This window comes from Streptomyces sp. NRRL WC-3626 (genome assembly GCF_000718785.1).
Classification (GTDB): domain Bacteria; phylum Actinomycetota; class Actinomycetes; order Streptomycetales; family Streptomycetaceae; genus Streptomyces; species Streptomyces edwardsiae.
Window position 1 is genome coordinate 24,157 of sequence record NZ_JOCA01000024.1, and the last position, 17,289, is coordinate 41,445.

The window sequence follows — 17,289 nt, forward strand, 5'->3', positions numbered from 1 at the left end:
GGCGACACTGGTGTCATGAGCAGCACTGCCGGTCTGCCCCGTGAGGTTCGCGCCTATGCGGAGGAGTTGGTGCGGCGTACGCGCGCGGTCTGCGGGCCGCGGCTCGTGAGCGTGTTCGCCGTCGGGTCCCTCGCCCTCGGCGACTACCGGCACGGGCGCAGCGACATCGACGTCACCGTGGTGGTGGACCGGTCGCTTCCCGGGCGGGCGCTGTCCGAACTGGCCGGGGCGCTGGCCCATCCCGGGCTCGCCTGTCCCGCCGCCGGGCTGGAACTGGTCGTGTATCCCGCCGACGCCGTCGGGCGTCCGTCGGGGCGGGCGGGGTACCTCATGGATCTCAACACCGGGCCGTCGCTGCCCGAGCGGGTGAGCTACGACGCCGAGGAGGCGTCCGCCTTCTGGTACGTCCTCGACCGGTCGGTCGCCCGGCAGGCCGGCCTTCCGCTGTTCGGTGCGCCGGTGCGGGACGTCGTCGCGGCGCCGGGGCGGGGCGACGTGCTCGCCGCGCTCCGGGCCTCGGTGCGGGAGCATGCCGAGGGGGACGGGCATGTGGGGGACAACCGGGTGCTCAACGGGTGCCGGTCCGTGGTGTGGTGCCGTACCGGGCGGTGGGTCGCCAAGCGTCGGGCGGGTGAGGCCGTCGCTGCTTCGGAGGCTCGGTTCCGGCCGCTGATCCGGAGTGCGTCGCGCAGCTTCGAGCTGCCCCGTGAGAGCGCGCCCGCGCTGCCGGTGGGGGACGTGCGGGAGTTCTTGGCGTGGGTCGCCGGGAGGGTCGACGAGGCCGCCGGGCCTTGTCAGGGGGTGCCGGGGACGGGTTAGGCTCTGCTGCGCGGCATCGCGTGTCGGTCACCGGCTGGGTGAGGCATGGAGGCGCCGCGAATGCCCGTGGAGGCATTGCACCGTGTCAGTCGAGTTCAACCACACCATTGTTCTCTCCCGTGACCGGGAGAAGTCCGCCCGTTTCCTCGCCGAGATCCTGGGGCTCGAGGTCGGAGAGCCGGCCGGGATGTTCCTGCCGGTGACGACCGCCAACGGGGTCACCCTGGATTTCGCCACCGTCGACATCGACTTTCCGATGCAGCACTACGCGTTTCTCGTGTCCGAGGAAGAGTTCGACGGAATCCTCGGGCGGCTCGTGGCCGCCCGGGTTCCCCTTCAGGCGGATCCGCAGGGGCGGCAGCGTCGGTGTATCAACCGTAATGACGGAGGGCGGGGGGTGTACTTCCTGGATCCGGGCGGGCATGGGCTCGAAGTGATCACCGTCGCGTACGGGGCGGATCCCGCGTCGCCGTTGAACGGGGTGTTCGAGGAGGTTCCCGGGGCTGTGTAGCGGGGAGTGGGGGGTGGGTCCCTTGAGGGCTCACCCCCTTCCCGTTCCCGACCCCGGGGTCTGCCCCCGGACCCCCGGACGCCGGAGGGGCTGAGGGGTGCGGAGGGGGTGCACACCGTTCAGCTGTCGACCGTGATCGCGCACGACCAGCCGTACGGCCCCGGGCGTATGCGCAGGTCCTCCCACGCCACGTCCGTCGGGGGGCTCGCGGTGAGGCGTACGTCCGTGACGGTGGCCAGGGCCAGCCGGATGTCCAGACCGTCCTCCGTCTCGTTCGCCTCCATGTCGACCGGGACCTGGCCGTCCTCCTCCAGCCGGCAGAGGACCTCGTCCAGGAGCGCGGCCAGCAGGTCCTCGTCACTCGGCTCGGCCAGCCGGACGCGGCCCACACAGGTCGGCCGTACCCCGGACACGTCGGCGAAGCACTCCACCATCGCCGCCACCGCCTCCGCCAGACAGTTCTCCCGGCTCGTGGCCCACGCCTCGATCCGGAACTCGTCCTCCTGCGCGACCGCCCGGTGCCCGCTCTCGTGCTCGCTCGTGTCACCGACCATGGAACTCGCCTGCCCGACCCTCGTGAACCCATGCTTCGGGGAGCGGACAGCCGGGTACACGGGTGCCATGCGGTTCCGTGACCGCCGGCAGGCCGGCCGTGAACTCGCCGCACGGCTTCGGGAGCGGCAGGACGAGGGCGCCCTGCCCGACCCCGTCGTGCTGGCCCTGCCCCGCGGCGGTGCCGCCGTGGCCTTCGAGGTCGCCCGCGCGCTGGACGCCCCGCTCGACGTACTCGTCGTACGGAAGATCGGCGCCCCCTTCCACGAGGAGTTCGGTGTCGGCGCGATGGCCGGCGACGGAATTCCGCTGTACGACGAGGACGCCCTGCTGCGGCTGGGGCTGAGCGAGGCCGACCTCGCGCCCGTCGTGGCCCGCGAGCGCGCCGAACTGCGCCGCCGCGAGGAGCGCTACCGTCAGGGCCGGCCCCCGCCCGAACTGGCCGGACGGACCGTGATCGTCGTCGACGACGGACTGGCGACCGGCTCCACCGCCCGCGCCGCACTGCGCGCGCTGCGGGCCCGGGACCCCGGGCATCTCGTCCTGGCCGTGCCGGTCGGCGCGGCGGAGGGGGTCACGCTGATGCGCTCCGAGGCCGACGAGGTGCTGTGCCTGCACGAACCAGCCGCGTTCATGGCCGTCGGCCAGTGGTACGAGGAGTTCGACCAGCTGACCGACGAGGACGTACTGGACGCGCTGCGGAGGGTCTAGGGCCTGTCCGGCGGATCATGCCGGAGACGCGGGGTCTGGCACGCCCATCTGCGGCGTTGTCGTCGGTTGCCAGGGCTCCGCCCTGTCGCCCTCCTCCGCCTTGCAGCCGCACGCACCAGACCCCGCTCACCTGGGCTGCAAAAGCACCGCCGGCTTCCTCCGACGTGATCCGCCGGACAGGCCCTAGCCGGCGCCCGACGGGGTGGTGCACGGTCCGGTCACTGACCGGCCGGGCTGCACGGAACGTCCGCGGGCCTGCTGCGGGAGACGATGCGGGCGCCGCGGTCGTCGACGGCACGGACCTGGAGGGAGCCGCAGCCGCAGCGGGTCCACACCGTGCTGCCGGTCGCGGTGCCGTGCCGGGAGACCATCTGGAACGGCTCGGCGTCGTCCGGCCACCCGCAGTACGGGCAGACGGTGCCGGTCGTGCTGATCATGGTGACTCCTCGGGATCCTCGATCACATGGGTGCACTGACGATTGTCGCGACACGGCAAGGGTGCTCCGTCCCCTCCGTTCACGTCCAGGTTGACTTTGTGCACGCCATCGTTAAGCGTGGGCTTCATGATTGATCTGCGCCGGCTGCACGTCCTCAGGGCGGTCGCCCACTACGGCACGGTCACCGCGGCCGCCCGCGCGCTGCACTTCACCCCGTCCGCCGCCTCCCAGCAGATCCGTCAGCTCGCCCGCGATCTGGACGTCGACCTGCTGGAACCGCAGGGGCGCGGCGTACGGCTCACCCCCGCCGCCGAGAGTCTGCTGGCACACGCCGACGCGATCCAGGCGCGCTGGGACCAGGCCGAGCGGGATCTGCGGGCCGACCACGGCGCGCCGGCCGGGGTGTTGCGAGTCACAGGGTTCCCGGTGGCCATCTCGGTGCTGCTGGCACCCATGGCCGCCCGGCTGAGGAAGCGTCATCCGCGGTTGTCGGTGCGGATCGCCGAGGCGGAGGTGACGCGGAGCTTCGACCTGCTCTTCGAAGGGGCCGTCGATCTGGCCGTCGTCGAGTCCACCCCGGCCAATCCGCCGCTGAGCGACACCCGGTTCGATCAACAGCCGTTGCTGGAGGACCCGTTCGACCTGGTGGTCCCGGCGGGGCACCCGCTGGCCGGGTTCGAGCGGATCGACCTCGCCGAGGCGGCGCGCGAGCCGTGGATCGTGCCGGTGCCCGACAGTCCCTGCCGGCCGCATGTGCTGGCCGCGTGCGGCGCGGCCGGCTTCTCCCCGGACGTCGTCCACCACGCCTGCGACTGGAACGTCACCGCCCAGCTCGTCGCCCACGGCCTCGGCGTCGCCCTGATCCCGCGTCTCGCCCGCCTCACCACGGACCTGCCGATCACCCGCGTGCGCTGCGCCGGCAACCCGCGCCGCACCCTGCTGACCTGCACCCGCGGCGTCGGCCGCACCCGCCCGGCGGTGACGGCGGCCCTGCGCGAACTGCGCGACCTGGCCGCGACGGCGGTCGCCTGAGCCCACGGGGCGCCATACGGCCGCGCGGCTGGGGGGCGCCGTCCGGATCAGGCCGGCTCCAGGCCACTGCGCCCCGTTGCCACCCCGCGACCCCGGCAGGATCCGGACGACACCCCTCAGTGCCCCGGTGCCCCCATGCGCAGGCCGTCCATGATCAGGTCCAGTAGCCGGGTGGCGCGGGGCTGCCAGTCGTCGGCCGGGTCGAGCTGCCAGAGGCCGCCGATCGCGAGGACGAGGTCGTCCGCCGTCACGCCGGGGCGGATGGATCCGGCCTTTTCGCAACTGCGCAGCAGCAGTTCCGCCGCCTCGGTGACCGGGCTGTGCCCCGGCTTCGCCGGGCTCCCCGGTGCGCTGGTGGCCTGCCGGATGGCGTCCGCCAGGCCGGCCTTGGTCATGGCGAACCGGGCCAGCCCGTCCATCCACTCGCGCAGCGCGCAGACGGGCTCCCGCCCGCTCAGCAACTGCGCCGCGCTGTCCGCCACCTGCTGCATCTCGTGCCGGTAGATCTCCAGGACGAGGGCCTCACGGCTGGGGAAGTTCCGGTAGAGGGTGCCCTGTCCGACGCCCGCCTTCTTGGCGATCACGCTCAGCGGGGTGTCCGCCGAGCGCGTGAGTTCGACGAGGGCCACCTCCAGGATGCGCTCGCGGTTGCGCTGCGCGTCCGAGCGCAGGGGCGGCGCCGTGCCCAGGGGTGTTCGCCCTGTCCGCGGGCAGGGCGGTACGTCCTTCTCGTGCCCCACTGGTCCTCCTCCCGGGTCATGACCGAAACCCGTCCTTGCTAACCGGACAGCTGTCCACTACGTTTTCGAGGGAACGGACAGCTGTCCGCTTCGGGTCCATCGTATCGGCGGACACGGACGCGCGGGACGGCCGGTGGCGCATGCCCGTCATGACCGGCGTTTCCCGGCCCGTCCCCCTCCGCCACATGGTCCCGAACACCCCCCGATCCGTACAGCCCACCCCCGCGTCATCGACTCGTCCGCCTTCCAGATCCGTGAAAGAAGGCTGCTCATGGCCCCCTCGACGTCCAGCAGCGTCACCCTGAACATCAACGGCGAGAAGCACACGCTGTCCGTCGACCACCGCACCACCCTGCTCGACGCCCTGCGCGAGCGCCTCGATCTGACCGGCACCAAGAAGGGCTGCGACCACGGACAGTGCGGCGCCTGCACGGTCCTGGTCGACGGCCGCCGCACCGTGTCCTGTCTGCAACTCGCCGTCGCGTCCGACGAACGCGAGATCACCACCGTGGAGGGCCTGGCCGACGGGGACCGGCTGCACCCGGTGCAGCAGGCATTCCTCGACCTCGACGGCTTCCAGTGCGGCTACTGCACCCCCGGCCAGATCTGCTCCGCCATCGCCGTCATCGAGGAGCACGCCGCGGGCTGGCCCAGCGCCGTCACCGAGGACGTACGCCCCGAGGCGGGACCGCCTCCCCTGACCCCCGAGGAGATCAGGGAACGCATGAGCGGCAACCTGTGCCGCTGCAGCGCGTACGTACAGATCGTCCAGGCCGTCGCCCGCGCGGCCGACGAGAACCGCACCGAGACCGAGGAGACCGCGGCATGAGGGAGTTCGACTACCGGCGCGCGGACGACGTCTCCGGCGCGGTGGCGCTGCTCGACGCCGATCCCGACGCCCGCTACCTCGGCGGCGGCACCAACCTCGTCGACCTGATGAAGAACGGCGTCGAACGCCCCGCCCGCCTCGTCGACGTCCGCGGCCTCCCGCTGGACCGGATAGAACCGGCCGACGGCGGCGGACTGCGCATCGGCGCCACCGTCACCAACAGCGACCTCGCCGCGCATCCCGGGATCCGCGGCGACTACCCCGCCCTCGCCCAGGCCGTGCTCGCCGGCGCCTCCGGGCAGCTGCGCAACATGGCCACCGTCGGCGGCAATCTGCTCCAGCGCACCCGCTGCGGCTACTTCACCGATGTGACCAAGCCCTGCAACAAGCGTGCCCCCGGCAGCGGTTGCCCCGCCCTCGAGGGCGAACACCACAACCACGCCATCCTGGGCGCCTCCGACCACTGTGTCGCCGTCCACCCCTCCGACATGGGCGTGGCACTGACCGCCTTCGACGCCGTCGTCGCGTACGAAACCGCCGACGGGCCGGGCGAGTTGCCGCTGGCCGACTTCTACCTGCCGGTGGGCGACACCCCGCACCGGGAGACCGCCCTGCCGCCCGGCGCCCTCATCACCCACGTCACCCTGCCGCCCGCGCCGGTCGCCGCCCGCTCCCGCTACCGCAAGGTCCGCGAACGCGCCTCGTACGCCTTCGCGATCGGCTCCGTCGCCGCCGCCCTCGACATCGGCGGCGGAGTCGTCCGCCAGTCGCGGCTCGCCTTCGGCGCGGTCGCGTCCCGGCCCTGGCGGGCCCACGCCGCCGAACGCGTCCTGAACGGCGCCCCGGCCACCGCCGAGTACTTCGCCGCGGCGGCGGACGCCGAACTCGCGGCCGCCAGGCCGCTGCCCGACAACGGATACAAGGTGACCCTCATGCGCAACCTCGTGGTGGCCGTGCTGTCCGAACTCGCCGAGGAGACCGCCCGATGACCACCGCCACGACCGGCGTCACCCCGATCACGGGAGCCGTCGGCACCGCCCACACCCGCGTCGAGGGCCGCGCCAAGGTGACCGGCGCCGCGCGCTACGCCGGCGAGATCCCCTTCGCCGAACTCGCCCATGGCTGGCTGGCGTTGTCCACCGTGTCCCGCGGCCGGATCCTGTCCGTCGAGACCGGGCCCGTACTCGCGATGCCGGGCGTCCTCACCGTGCTGCACCACGGGAACGCCCCGCGCCTCGACACCGACTACATCGGCATGCTGGGCGTCCCGCCCGACCCCACCGCCGCCGTCTTCCAGAACGACCGTGTCCCGCACGCCGGCTGGCCCGTCGCGCTCGTCGTCGCCGAGACGCCCGAGCAGGCCCGGGAGGCCGCCGAGGCGCTCGTCGTCACCTACGAGCGGGAGCCGCACGACATCGAGCTCACCGCCGGCCGACCGGACGCCCACCCGGTGGACGGTCACATGCCCGGTATGACGGAGAAGGGCGACATCGAGGCCGAACTCGCCGCCTCCGCCCACGTGGTGGACGAGGAGTACACCACCCCCGAAGAGCACCACGCCATGATGGAGCCGCACGCGGCGACCGCCCTGTGGGACGGCGGCCGGCTCGAGGTCGTCGACTCCAACCAGGGCACCACCTGGGTCGCCGACGAACTCACCCGGATGTTCTCCCTGGACCCGTCCGCGGTGAGGGTCCGCTCCGAGCACATCGGCGGCGGCTTCGGCAGCAAGGGCGTACGCGCCCACCAGGTGTCCGCCGTGATGGCCGCGACCGTCCTGCAGCGCCCGGTCCGCGTGGTGCTGACGCGCCGCCAGATGTTCTCCCTCACCGGCTACCGCAGCCCCACCGCCCAGCGGGTCCGGCTCGGCGCCGGCACCGACGGCAGGCTGCGCGCCCTGGACCACCGCTCGGTCAACCAGACCTCCACGGTATGGGAGTTCGTCGAGCCGAGCGCCGGTGTGGCACGGGTGATGTACGACGCCGACGCGCACCGCACCTCGAACGAGGTCGTACGCCTCGACGTGCCCTCGCCGACCTGGATGCGCGGTCCCGGTGAGGCGCCCGGGTCGTTCGCGCTCGAGGCGGCGCTCGACGAACTGGCCGAGCGGTGCGGCATCGATCCGATCGAACTGCGGCTGCGCAACGAGCCCGAGCGCGGCCCCGTCTCCGGGCTGCCCTTCGCCGGACGCAACCTCGCCGCCTGCTTCCGCGAGGGAGCCCGGCGCTTCGGCTGGGCCGGCCGCGATCCGCGTCCCGGCACACGCCGCGAAGGCCGCTGGCTGCTCGGCACCGGCACGGCCGCGGCCTCCTTCCCCGCCGGCGCCCTCCCGTCGACGGCCTCGGTCACCGCGGAGGCGGACGGCACCCACACCGTGCGGATCGCCGCCGCCGACATCGGCACCGGGGCCCGTACGGCACTCACCCTGGTCGCCGCCGACGCCCTCGGGGTGGCCACGGACCGGGTCCGGGTGCGGATCGGCGACAGCGACTTCGGTCCGGCGGGGATAGCCGGCGGCTCCATGGGCACGCGCTCCTGGGCCTGGGCGATCACGGCCGCCGCACGGGAACTGCGCGACCGGCTCGTCCCGGGAGGCACCATTCCGCCGGAGGGCGTCACGGTGCGCTCCGACACCACCGCCGCCCTCGGCGCCCTCGCCCAGAAGGAACGGCACTCCTTCGGTGCGCAGTTCGCCGAGGTCGCCGTGGACGTCACCACCGGCGAGGTACGGGTGCGCCGCATGCTCGGCATCTTCGCGGCGGGCCGGATCGTCAACCCGCTCACCGCGCGCGGCCAGCTCGTGGGCGGCATGACCTGGGGCATCTCGATGGCCCTGCACGAGGAGGCGGTCCGCGACCGCGCCTCCGGCGGCCTCTACGGGCCCGACCTCGCGGGCTACCACGTCGCCGGTCACGCCGACGTACCCGAGATCGAGGCCGACTGGGTCGACGACCCCGATCCCGAGGACCCGGTCGGCATCAAGGGCATCGGCGAGGTCGGCATCGTGGGCGCCGCCGCGGCCGTCGCCAACGCGGTCTGGCACGCGACCGGCGTGCGCCACCGGAACCTGCCCATCCGGCCCGACCGGGTGCTGCGGGCGCAAGGAGGCGCACGTGTTTGACATCGCCGGCGAACTGCACCGCTGGCTGACCGAGGGCAGGGAGTTCGCCGTCGCCACGGTGGTGTCCGTGGGCGGCAGTGCCCCGCGCGACCCCGGCGCCGCCCTGGCCGTCGACCATGACGGCACGGCGATCGGCTCGGTCTCCGGCGGCTGCGTGGAGGGCGCGGTGTACGAACTGTGCGCCCAGGCCCTCGAGGACGGCGAGACCCGTGTCGAGCGGTTCGGCTACAGCGACGAGGACGCCTTCGCCGTCGGCCTGACCTGCGGAGGGATCATCGACATCATGGTGACCCCGGTCGGCCGCCGGGCGCCCGTGTGGCAGGTGCTGTCGTCCGCGCTGTCGGCGGTCCTGCGGGGCGCGCCGGGCGCGCTGGCCCGGGTCGTCGAGGGCCCGCCGGAACTCCTCGGCGGCGCGCTCCTCGTCCACCCGGACGGCTCGTACGAGGGTGGCCTCGGCGGCGCCGTCGAGCTGGACCGGACGGCGGCGGCGGCGGCCGGGGCACTGCTGGACGCGGGCCGCACCGGTTCCGTCGCCGTCGCGGCGAGCGAAGCGGGAGGGGGGTCCCCCCGGACGGAGTCCGGGGGAGGCTCGTACTGTCCCGGCGGGCTGACCCTGTTCGTGGAGACCTCGGTGCCGCCGCCGCGGATGATCGTCTTCGGTGCGATCGACTTCGCCGCGGCGCTGGTGCGGGTGGGGAAGTTCCTCGGCTACCACGTCACCGTGTGCGACGCGCGGCCCGTGTTCGCGACCGCGGCGCGCTTCGCGGAGGCCGACGAGATCGTCGTCGACTGGCCGCACCGGTATCTGCGGAGCACGGAGACGGACGCGCGGACCGTGCTGTGCGTTCTCACGCACGACGCGAAGTTCGACGTGCCGTTGCTGAAGGTGGCGCTGGGGCTGCCGGTGGCGTTCGTCGGGGCGATGGGGTCCCGGAGGACCCATGCGGATCGGGAGCGGCGGTTGCGGGAGGCGGGGGTGGGGGAGGCCGAGCTGGGGCGGCTGCGGTCGCCGATCGGTCTCGACCTCGGGGCACGGACGCCGGAGGAGACGGCGGTGTCGATCGCGGCGGAGATCGTCGCCGGGCGGCGGGGTGGTACGGGGGTGCCTCTGACGGACGTCGGGACGCCGATCCACCGGGCCGCGTGAGGGGGTTTGTTTCGCCCTCGCCGCCCCTTCCCCCTGGGGCACTGCCCCCGGACCCTCGCTCCTCGAACGCCGGAGGGGCTGATTCAGCCCCTCCGGCTCCTCACGCTTGCGTCAGGCCGCCTGCTCGCCCGCCACGCCACGGAGGCGGTCGATGACCTCCGTCAGTTGCTCGGCGACCTCGCCGTCGTCCGAGGGGTGCGTCTGAGCGAACCGCGTCACGGACCCCGGAATCGACAGCTTGATGTCCTCGATCACCTTGCCCCCCGCGATCCCCACCGACTTGCGCGCGTCGTCGTGCGCCCACACCCCGCCGTACTGCCCGAACGCGGTACCGATCACGACGACCGGCATACCGCTGATCGCCCCGGCACCGTAGGGCCGCGACAGCCAGTCGATCGCGTTCTTCAGCACGGCCGGCATCGTGCCGTTGTACTCGGGCGTGAAGAGCAGCAGCGCGTCCGCGCCCGCGGCCGCCTCGCGCAGCTTGGCCGCGGCGGCCGGGACGCCGCCCTCGACGTCGATGTCCTCGTTGTAGAAGGGGATCTCCGAGAGCCCCTCGTAGAGCGCGACATCGGCGCCCTCGGGAGCGAGCTTCACCGCGGCCTCGGCGAGCTGACGGTTGTGCGAGCCGGCGCGAAGGCTGCCGACGAGGGCGAGGATGCGAACAGACATGACGAATCTCCATGGGGGGCTGAAATACTGCCGAAACAATCCGGACCGGGGTCCGCTTCTCGGTTGTAGCACTTCAACCGGACCGCGGTCCAGTTTCTTCCCGATGCTTTACGCTGGGTTCATGTCCGCCGCGCCGCCGCCCGCACCGGCACCCCAGGACCCCGTACAGCCGCTGGAGTTGCCGCAGCTCGGTACGGACCCCGACGAGCCCTGTCTGCGCGCCGACGCCGCCCGCAACCGGGCCAGGCTGCTGGAGGCCGCCGCACTGCTCGTGGCCGAGCGCGGGCCGGACGGCGTCACCATGGAGGAGGTCGCGGCGGCCGCCCGCGTCGGCAAGGGGACGGTGTTCCGCCGCTTCGGCGACCGCACCGGCCTGCTGACGGCCCTGCTCGACCACTCCGAGAAGAAGTTCCAGGCCGCCTTCCTCTCCGGCCCCCCGCCGCTCGGCCCGGGAGCGCCTCCGGCCGAGCGGCTGCGCGCCTTCGGCCTCGCGATGCTCCGCCGCACCGCCGACGAGCTGGAACTGCAGCTGGCGGCCGAACCGGAAGCAGGCCGCCGCTTCACCAGCCCGCCCCGCCGCGTCCTGCGCCACCATGTGACCCTGCTGCTGCGCGAGGCGGTCCCGGACGCGGACTGCGAGGTCCTCGCCCACCCGCTGATGGCCCAGCTCGACCCCGCCCTGATCCACCACCTGATACGTCAGTGCGGTATGCCCCTGGAGCGGCTGGAGGCCGCCTGGCTGGATTTGGTGGACCGGGTGACGGCCCCGGCGCCCGTCCGCTGACGGGGTATCAACTCCCCCGCCTGAACGTCCCGTTACGGCTTCTGCAAGGATGCCGTACGTCATGGTGCAGATACCGAACACGCCCGCGCCCGCGTCCCCCGCACCGACGCGCTCCGTACCCACGAGCGCCGATGTGGCCCGCCTGGCCGGCGTCTCGCGCGCGACCGTCTCCTACGTCCTGAACAACGCCGGTGCCGTCCGGATCAGCGAGCCCACCCGTCGCCGGGTCCGCGAGGCCGCGAGGGAACTCGGCTATGTGCCGCACGCGGCCGCCCGCAGCCTGCGCGCGGGGCACAGCCGTACGGTCCTGATGCCCGCGCCCGCCTTCCCCGTCGGACCGCTCTACAGCCAGTTCATCAACGATCTCCAGAGCTCCCTCGCCCGCCTCGACTACACGGTCGTGCAGTACGGCACCGTCCGCCTGCACGACGACGAGGCGGCCCTCGCCTGGGCGGAGCTGCGGCCCGTCGCGGTCCTGGTCCCCGGGTCCGGACTCGGCCCGCGCGGTGTCGAGGTGCTCAAACGCTCCGGGGCGCGGGCCGTCGTCACCCTCGGCCCCGAGCCCGTCGAGGGCGCGCACGCCCTGCTCATGGACCACGACGTCGTCGGCCACAGCGCGGGCGCCCACCTCTTCGACCGGGGCAGCCGCCGGATCGGCGTGATCGTCCCCCGGGAACCCGGCCTCGAGGCGTTCTCCGCGCCCCGCCTGGCCGGGGTGCGCGCCGCCCTGCGCGGCACGGACGCCACCGTCACCGAACTGCCCCTCGCCCACGACGAGGGCGCCGCCGCCCGGCTGGCCGCCCGCTGGCCCGATCTCGGCCTCGACGCCGTGTTCACCTACAACGACGAGTACGCGATGCTGCTGATGCGCGCGCTCCAGGACGCGGGCATCCGCATCCCCGAGGACACCGCCGTGATCGGCGCCGACAACCTCATGCTGGGCCGCCTCCTGCGCCCCCGCCTGACCACGGTCCACCTGGAACTGCCGCCCGGCCGAGAACTCGCCGAACTGGTGGACCGAGCGGTACGCGACCCGGCAGCGGCCCCCGAGGCCCACAAGGTACTGGGCGCGTCGGTGGTCCGACGCGAGTCGAGCTGACCGAAGGGCGCTCGCGCGGGCGCGGGGAACCGCGCGAAGGGGGTCCGGGGGGCGGAGCCCCCGGGTCCGGGACGGGGACGGGAAAGGCATGGCGGGGGCGAACCCACCCCCCCCGCGCCGCCGAGGCCGTCTCAGGCGCCCGGCGCCTCCCCCTGCTGCACCTGCTGCTCGGCGATCTGCTTGCGGACATCGTCCATGTCCAGCTTCCGCGCCTGCCCGATGACATCCGTCAACGCGGCAGCGGGCAGCGCACCCGGCTGGGCGAACACGGCAACCTGATCCCGCACGATCATCAGCGTGGGAATCGACTGGATACCGAACGCCGCCGCCAGCTCCGGCTGCGCCTCGGTGTCCACCTTGCCGAAGACCAGATCCGGGTTCTCCTCAGCCGCCTTCTCGTACACCGGCGCGAACTGACGGCACGGACCGCACCAGGCCGCCCAGAAGTCGATCAGTACGAACTCGTTGTCCGTGACCGTCTGGTCGAAGTTCTCCTTGGTGAGCTCCACGGTGCTGCTCATCGCGTGTTCCCTCTTCCTGGTGTCGGGTCGGGCCGTCGGCACAACACGGCCGGCCGGTCACGTATTCCGCGCCCCTACCCATGTGGCCACAGAGCACACCACCCACCAGACTGACGCCATGACGGAAACGCGATCTACGCAACTGGAATCAACCGCCTACGACGTCGTGGTGCTCGGCGCCGGGCCCGTGGGCGAGAACGTCGCGGACCGCACCCGCGCCGCCGGGCTCACCACCGCGGTCGTGGAGAGCGAGCTGGTCGGCGGCGAGTGCTCGTACTGGGCGTGCATGCCCAGCAAGGCCCTGCTGCGCCCTGTCCTCGCCCAGGCCGACGCCCGGCGTCTCCCCGGCCTGAGCGAGTCCGTCCAGGGCCCCCTGGACGCCGCCGCCGTCCTCGCCCGCCGGAACTCCTTCACCTCCGACTGGAAGGACGACGGCCAGGTCCAGTGGCTGGAGGGCACCGGAGCCGACCTGTACCGCGGTCACGGACGGCTCACCGGCCCGCGTACGGTCACGGTCACGGACGCCGACGGGGGCAGCCGGGTCCTCACCGCCCGGCACGCCGTCGCCATCTGCACCGGCAGTGACGCCCGGCTGCCCGACCTGCCCGGACTGGCCGACGTCCGGCCCTGGACCAGCAGGGAGGCCACCAGCGCCCAGAACGTGCCCGGCCGGCTGGTCGTGGTCGGCGGCGGTGTCGTCGCCACGGAGATGGCCTGCGCCTGGCAGGCGCTCGGCTCACAGGTCACCGTCCTCGTCCGCGGCAAGAGCCTCCTCAACCGCATGGAGCCGTTCGCCGGGGAACTGGTATCCGAGGCCCTCACCGAGGCCGGCGCACAGATCCGCACCGGCACCTCCGTGTCGTCCGTGACCAGGGAGAACGGCACCTTGCTCGTCGTCACCGACGGCGGTGAGCGGATCGAGGCGGACGAGATCCTGTTCGCCACCGGCCGGGTCCCGCGCACCGCCGGCATCGGCCTGGAGACGATCGGCCTGGAGCCCGGCTCCTGGCTCTCCGTGGACGACAGCCTCCGGGTCACCGGTCAGGACTGGCTGTACGCCGTCGGCGACGTCAATCACCGTGCGCTCCTCACCCACCAGGGCAAGTACCAGGCCCGTATCGCGGGCGCCGCCATCGTCACCCGGGCCGCCGGGGGGTCCGTACAAACGGAGGACTGGGGCGCGCACGCCGCCACCGCCGACCACGCCGCCGTCCCCCAGGTCGTCTTCACCGACCCGGAGGCGGCCTCCGTCGGCCTCTCCCTGGCCGAGGCGGAACAGGCGGGCCACCGGGTCCGCGCGGTGGACGTCGACCTGTCCTCGGTGGCGGGCGCGTCCCTGTACGCCGACGGCTACAAGGGCCACGCGCGCATGGTCGTCGACCTGGAGAACGAGACGATCCGCGGCCTCACTCTCGTAGGCCCCGGCGTCGGCGAACTCATCCACGCCGCGACGATCGCCGTCACCGCCCAGGTCCCGATCTCCCGCCTGTGGCACGCGGTCCCGTCCTACCCGACGATCGGCGAAGTCTGGCTGCGCCTGCTGGAGGCATACAGGGACGCATGATCAGCCTCTCCGGCGCCTGAGAGGGCGGGGGTCCGGGGGCAGCGCCCCCGGGAACGGGAAGGGGCGGCGGGGGCGAGAGATCCTTGGGGTCACCCCCGCCGCGGCCCCCTCACGGCAACGAGAACCCCAGCCCCCGCGCCGCTTCCTCCGCCGTAGCCTGCCCCCACCGCTCCACCACCGCCGCGTTGGACGACAACGACCGGACCTCCGCCCGGTCGAGATACAACGTCCCGTCCAGATGATCGACCTCGTGCTGCACGATCCGCGCCGGCCACCCCCCGAACACCTCGTCCACCGCCCGCCCGCCCTCGTCCCGCCCCGTCACCCGCACCGACACGGCCCGAGCCACCACCGCCTGATACCCCGGCACACTCAGACACCCCTCGAAGAACCCCGCCCGCGCCGCCCCCACCGCCTCGTACGCCGGATTGACCAGCACCCGGAACGGCTGCGGCACCCGCCCCCGCGCGAGACGGACCTCCTCCGGCACCGGCGCCGGGTCCTCGATCACCGCGATCCGCAGCCCGATCCCCACCTGAGGCGCGGCCAGCCCGACCCCCGGCGCCGCCCGCATGGTGACCCGCAGCGCCGCGACGAACCGGGCCAGCAGCTCGGGCCCCAACTGCCCGTCGTACGGCTCGGTTCCCGCGCGCAGCACCGGATCCCCGGCCGCGACGATGGGCAACGGCCCCTCCACGGCGAGCAGTTGCTCGACCCGCTCGGCCAAGGGCGCGCGATCGTCAGGAGTTCCCATGCCGTCAGGATCGCACGCCGTTCACATGTGGCGCAGGTCACGCACACCTCCCGGGAACTCGGCCGCCCGCCACCCCGACTACTGCACCACCACCCCGCCCCCATACGTCCCCGGGAGAACCCCTCCGATGACCACCGCTCCCTCGACCAGCACGGACGAGGCCCCGCAACCCCCCGACCCCGCACCCGCGAAGAGCGTCCGGGCCGGCCTGCGCCCCCTCGTCCTGCGTCTGCACTTCTACGCGGGAGTGCTGGTCGCGCCGTTCCTCCTCGTCGCCGCCCTCACCGGACTGCTGTACGCCGCCTCCTTCCAGGCCGAGAAGATCGTCTACGACCATGAGCTGACCGTCCCCGTCGGCGACCGCAAGCTGCCGATCTCCGAGCAGGTGGCGGCCGCCCGCGAGGCCCATCCCGAGGGCACCATCGCCGCCGTACGTCCCTCACCCGGGGCGGACGCCACCACGAGGGTGATGCTGTCCGGCACACCGGGTGTGGACCCCGGCCACACCCTGGCCGTGTTCGTCGACCCGTACACCGCGAAGGTGCGCGGCGAGCTGGAACAGTACGGCTCCTCGGGCGCGCTGCCCCTGCGCACCTGGATCGACGAGTTCCACCGCGATCTGCACCTCGGTGAAACGGGCCGTCTCTACAGCGAGTTCGCGGCCAGCTGGCTGTGGGTGATCGCCGGCGGCGGACTGGTGCTGTGGTTCTCCCGCCGCCGGGCCCTGCGCAGGATACGCGGCACCAGCGGCCGGCGCCGCACCCTGGCGCTGCACGGCGGTGTGGGCGTCTGGGCGGCTGCCGGTTTCATCTTCCTCTCGGCGACCGGTCTGACCTGGTCCACCTACGCCGGCGCGAACATCGGCGAACTGCGCACCTCCCTGGGCCAGGAGACCCCCTCGGTGTCCGCCGCGGCCGGCGAACACGCGGGCCACGACGCGGCCGGCGGCACGACGGGTGACGCGGCGCACGGGGTGGGTCTGGACAAGGTGCTCGCGGCGGCGCGCGCCGAGGGCCTGGACGACCCGGTGGAGATCGTGCCGCCCGCCGACGAGAAGTCCGCGTACGTCGTGCAGCAGATCCAGCGCAGCTGGCCCACGAAGCAGGACTCGGTCGCCGTCGACCCGGCCTCCGGCGAGGTCACCGACGTCCTGCGGTTCGACGACCATCCGGTGCTGGCGAAACTCACCCGCTGGGGCATCGACCTGCACACCGGCAATCTGTTCGGCCTGGTGAACCAGATCGCCCTGATGGCCCTGGCGTTCACCCTGATCCTGCTGATCCTGTGGGGCTACCGCATGTGGTGGCAGCGGGGCCGCGGCTCCGCCTTCGGCCGGCCGATCCCGCGCGGGGCCTGGCAGCAGGTACCGCCGTACGTTCTCGTCCCGCTGCTGGCGGTGATCGCCGTGCTCGGCTACTTCGTGCCGCTGCTCGGCATCCCCCTCGCGGCGTTCCTCGCCGTCGACATCGTGCTCGGCGAGGTGGCCCACCGCCGGGGACGGCGCACGTACGGCGGCGACCCGGCCGCGCGCTGACGCACGGTGCCCGGCTCCCGTCACGGGGAACCGGGCACCGGCCCGTCGTCAGTCCTCGTCGGGCCCGAACTCGCCGCCGAGCGCGGCGGCGAGCCGCAGATGCGGCCGGGCCTCGTCGTCCCGCCCCTGCCGCTGCAGGGTGCGCCCCAGCATCAGCCGCGCGTAGTGCTCCACCGGGTCACGCTCCACGATGACCCTCAACTCCGCCTCCGCGCGCCGCAGTTGCGCCGAGTGGTAGTAGGAGCGCGCCAGCAGCAGCCGCGGCCCCGTCTGCTCCGGCACCTCCTCGACCAGCCCACCGAGAACGCGCGCGGCGGCGGCGTAGTCCTTGGCGTCGAAGAACATGCCGGCGCGCTCCCAGCGCTCGGCCGGCGTTCCGTGGTCGTAGTACATGGTCTCCACCGGTGACCTCCTTCGCGCCCGACAACGGCTCCGGACGGTCCGGTATTCCACACGCCCGCC

At 73.2% G+C, this 17,289-nt stretch carries 19 protein-coding genes; 12 read left to right on the plus strand and 7 right to left on the minus strand.

What is annotated here, in order from left to right:
• The first annotated feature begins 15 nt into the window (after positions 1–15).
• The gene (locus IF28_RS0129415; RefSeq protein WP_030226433.1) at positions 16–819 is read left to right on the plus strand and encodes a nucleotidyltransferase domain-containing protein; all 804 of its coding nucleotides are present in this window, start codon (positions 16–18) and stop codon (positions 817–819) included.
• An 82-nt stretch (positions 820–901) separates the two neighbouring features.
• Positions 902–1,330, plus strand: a complete 429-nt coding sequence (locus tag IF28_RS0129420; protein ID WP_030226435.1) for a VOC family protein — start codon at positions 902–904, stop codon at positions 1,328–1,330.
• Between the two features lie 119 nt (positions 1,331–1,449).
• Here the strand turns inward: IF28_RS0129420 and IF28_RS0129425 are convergent, their stop codons facing one another.
• On the minus strand, positions 1,450–1,884 hold the full coding sequence (locus IF28_RS0129425) for an archease (RefSeq protein ID WP_030226437.1): 435 nt from the start codon (positions 1,882–1,884) through the stop codon (positions 1,450–1,452).
• A 67-nt stretch (positions 1,885–1,951) separates the two neighbouring features.
• Here IF28_RS0129425 and IF28_RS0129430 point away from each other — a divergent pair, with 67 nt between their 5' ends.
• Positions 1,952–2,593: a phosphoribosyltransferase gene (locus tag IF28_RS0129430; protein WP_030226440.1), complete on the plus strand. Its 642-nt coding sequence runs from the start codon at positions 1,952–1,954 to the stop codon at positions 2,591–2,593.
• 218 nt (positions 2,594–2,811) lie between these two features.
• Here IF28_RS0129430 and IF28_RS0129435 read toward each other — a convergent pair whose 3' ends face one another.
• Positions 2,812–3,030, minus strand: coding sequence for a hypothetical protein (locus tag IF28_RS0129435; RefSeq protein WP_030226443.1), 219 nt, complete (start codon positions 3,028–3,030; stop codon positions 2,812–2,814).
• Between the two features lie 126 nt (positions 3,031–3,156).
• On the opposite strand from IF28_RS0129435, the gene IF28_RS0129440 reads away from it, so the two are divergent.
• A complete protein-coding gene (locus IF28_RS0129440) occupies positions 3,157–4,062 on the plus strand; it encodes a LysR family transcriptional regulator (protein WP_030226446.1) in 906 nt (301 codons plus the stop codon).
• 116 nt (positions 4,063–4,178) lie between these two features.
• On the opposite strand, the gene IF28_RS0129445 is transcribed toward IF28_RS0129440, so the two are convergent.
• Positions 4,179–4,751, minus strand: coding sequence for a TetR/AcrR family transcriptional regulator (locus IF28_RS0129445; protein ID WP_030226449.1), 573 nt, complete (start codon positions 4,749–4,751; stop codon positions 4,179–4,181).
• Between the two features lie 322 nt (positions 4,752–5,073).
• Between IF28_RS0129445 and IF28_RS0129450 the strand changes: the two genes are divergently transcribed.
• The 4 genes from IF28_RS0129450 to IF28_RS0129465 are packed head-to-tail and all read left to right on the plus strand — an operon-like array spanning position 5,074 to position 9,899.
• Entirely contained in the window at positions 5,074–5,631 is a 558-nt protein-coding gene (locus IF28_RS0129450) for a (2Fe-2S)-binding protein (RefSeq protein ID WP_030226453.1), read from the plus strand.
• Positions 5,628–6,620, plus strand: coding sequence for an FAD binding domain-containing protein (locus IF28_RS0129455; protein WP_030226456.1), 993 nt, complete (start codon positions 5,628–5,630; stop codon positions 6,618–6,620). Before IF28_RS0129450 ends, IF28_RS0129455 begins: the two co-directional genes overlap by 4 nt.
• The gene (locus IF28_RS0129460) at positions 6,617–8,752 is read left to right on the plus strand and encodes a xanthine dehydrogenase family protein molybdopterin-binding subunit (RefSeq protein WP_030226459.1); all 2,136 of its coding nucleotides are present in this window, start codon (positions 6,617–6,619) and stop codon (positions 8,750–8,752) included. Before IF28_RS0129455 ends, IF28_RS0129460 begins: the two co-directional genes overlap by 4 nt.
• A complete protein-coding gene (locus tag IF28_RS0129465; RefSeq protein WP_030226464.1) occupies positions 8,745–9,899 on the plus strand; it encodes an XdhC family protein in 1,155 nt (384 codons plus the stop codon). The genes IF28_RS0129460 and IF28_RS0129465 overlap by 8 nt, the downstream gene beginning before the upstream one ends.
• 111 nt (positions 9,900–10,010) lie before the next feature.
• On the opposite strand, the gene IF28_RS0129470 is transcribed toward IF28_RS0129465, so the two are convergent.
• Entirely contained in the window at positions 10,011–10,571 is a 561-nt protein-coding gene (locus IF28_RS0129470) for an NAD(P)H-dependent oxidoreductase (protein WP_030226471.1), read from the minus strand.
• Between the two features lie 121 nt (positions 10,572–10,692).
• On the opposite strand from IF28_RS0129470, the gene IF28_RS0129475 reads away from it, so the two are divergent.
• Together IF28_RS0129475 and IF28_RS0129480 are read left to right on the plus strand one after the other, a co-directional pair.
• Complete coding sequence (locus tag IF28_RS0129475) at positions 10,693–11,355, plus strand: TetR/AcrR family transcriptional regulator (protein WP_037894264.1); 663 nt, start codon at positions 10,693–10,695, stop codon at positions 11,353–11,355.
• A gap of 61 nt (positions 11,356–11,416) precedes the next feature.
• The gene (locus IF28_RS0129480; RefSeq protein WP_030226478.1) at positions 11,417–12,454 is read left to right on the plus strand and encodes a LacI family DNA-binding transcriptional regulator; all 1,038 of its coding nucleotides are present in this window, start codon (positions 11,417–11,419) and stop codon (positions 12,452–12,454) included.
• 131 nt (positions 12,455–12,585) lie between these two features.
• On the opposite strand, the gene trxA is transcribed toward IF28_RS0129480, so the two are convergent.
• On the minus strand, positions 12,586–12,975 hold the full coding sequence (gene trxA / locus IF28_RS0129485; RefSeq protein ID WP_030226480.1) for a thioredoxin: 390 nt from the start codon (positions 12,973–12,975) through the stop codon (positions 12,586–12,588).
• Between the two features lie 118 nt (positions 12,976–13,093).
• On the opposite strand from trxA, the gene IF28_RS0129490 reads away from it, so the two are divergent.
• Positions 13,094–14,539, plus strand: a complete 1,446-nt coding sequence (locus tag IF28_RS0129490) for a dihydrolipoyl dehydrogenase family protein (protein ID WP_030226482.1) — start codon at positions 13,094–13,096, stop codon at positions 14,537–14,539.
• Positions 14,540–14,648: 109 nt separating this feature from the next.
• Here the strand turns inward: IF28_RS0129490 and IF28_RS0129495 are convergent, their stop codons facing one another.
• Positions 14,649–15,293, minus strand: a complete 645-nt coding sequence (locus IF28_RS0129495) for a peptide deformylase (RefSeq protein WP_030226485.1) — start codon at positions 15,291–15,293, stop codon at positions 14,649–14,651.
• Between the two features lie 127 nt (positions 15,294–15,420).
• Here IF28_RS0129495 and IF28_RS0129500 point away from each other — a divergent pair, with 127 nt between their 5' ends.
• Positions 15,421–16,827: a PepSY-associated TM helix domain-containing protein gene (locus IF28_RS0129500; RefSeq protein WP_030226487.1), complete on the plus strand. Its 1,407-nt coding sequence runs from the start codon at positions 15,421–15,423 to the stop codon at positions 16,825–16,827.
• Between the two features lie 48 nt (positions 16,828–16,875).
• Here IF28_RS0129500 and IF28_RS0129505 read toward each other — a convergent pair whose 3' ends face one another.
• Entirely contained in the window at positions 16,876–17,229 is a 354-nt protein-coding gene (locus IF28_RS0129505; protein ID WP_030226489.1) for a tetratricopeptide repeat protein, read from the minus strand.
• Positions 17,230–17,289: the final 60 nt, after the last annotated feature.

Coding starts and splice junctions, on each gene's coding strand:
- IF28_RS0129440 (WP_030226446.1), top strand. CDS start 3,157: ATGATTGATCTGCGCCGGCTGCACGTCCTCAGGGCGGTCGCCCACTAC.
- IF28_RS0129490 (WP_030226482.1), top strand. CDS start 13,094: ATGACGGAAACGCGATCTACGCAACTGGAATCAACCGCCTACGACGTC.
- IF28_RS0129460 (WP_030226459.1), top strand. CDS start 6,617: ATGACCACCGCCACGACCGGCGTCACCCCGATCACGGGAGCCGTCGGC.
- IF28_RS0129430 (WP_030226440.1), top strand. CDS start 1,952: ATGCGGTTCCGTGACCGCCGGCAGGCCGGCCGTGAACTCGCCGCACGG.
- IF28_RS0129500 (WP_030226487.1), top strand. CDS start 15,421: ATGACCACCGCTCCCTCGACCAGCACGGACGAGGCCCCGCAACCCCCC.
- IF28_RS0129425 (WP_030226437.1), bottom strand. CDS start 1,884: ATGGTCGGTGACACGAGCGAGCACGAGAGCGGGCACCGGGCGGTCGCG.
- IF28_RS0129495 (WP_030226485.1), bottom strand. CDS start 15,293: ATGGGAACTCCTGACGATCGCGCGCCCTTGGCCGAGCGGGTCGAGCAA.
- IF28_RS0129450 (WP_030226453.1), top strand. CDS start 5,074: ATGGCCCCCTCGACGTCCAGCAGCGTCACCCTGAACATCAACGGCGAG.
- trxA (WP_030226480.1), bottom strand. CDS start 12,975: ATGAGCAGCACCGTGGAGCTCACCAAGGAGAACTTCGACCAGACGGTC.
- IF28_RS0129475 (WP_037894264.1), top strand. CDS start 10,693: ATGTCCGCCGCGCCGCCGCCCGCACCGGCACCCCAGGACCCCGTACAG.
- IF28_RS0129415 (WP_030226433.1), top strand. CDS start 16: ATGAGCAGCACTGCCGGTCTGCCCCGTGAGGTTCGCGCCTATGCGGAG.
- IF28_RS0129455 (WP_030226456.1), top strand. CDS start 5,628: ATGAGGGAGTTCGACTACCGGCGCGCGGACGACGTCTCCGGCGCGGTG.
- IF28_RS0129470 (WP_030226471.1), bottom strand. CDS start 10,571: ATGTCTGTTCGCATCCTCGCCCTCGTCGGCAGCCTTCGCGCCGGCTCG.
- IF28_RS0129435 (WP_030226443.1), bottom strand. CDS start 3,030: ATGATCAGCACGACCGGCACCGTCTGCCCGTACTGCGGGTGGCCGGAC.
- IF28_RS0129480 (WP_030226478.1), top strand. CDS start 11,417: ATGGTGCAGATACCGAACACGCCCGCGCCCGCGTCCCCCGCACCGACG.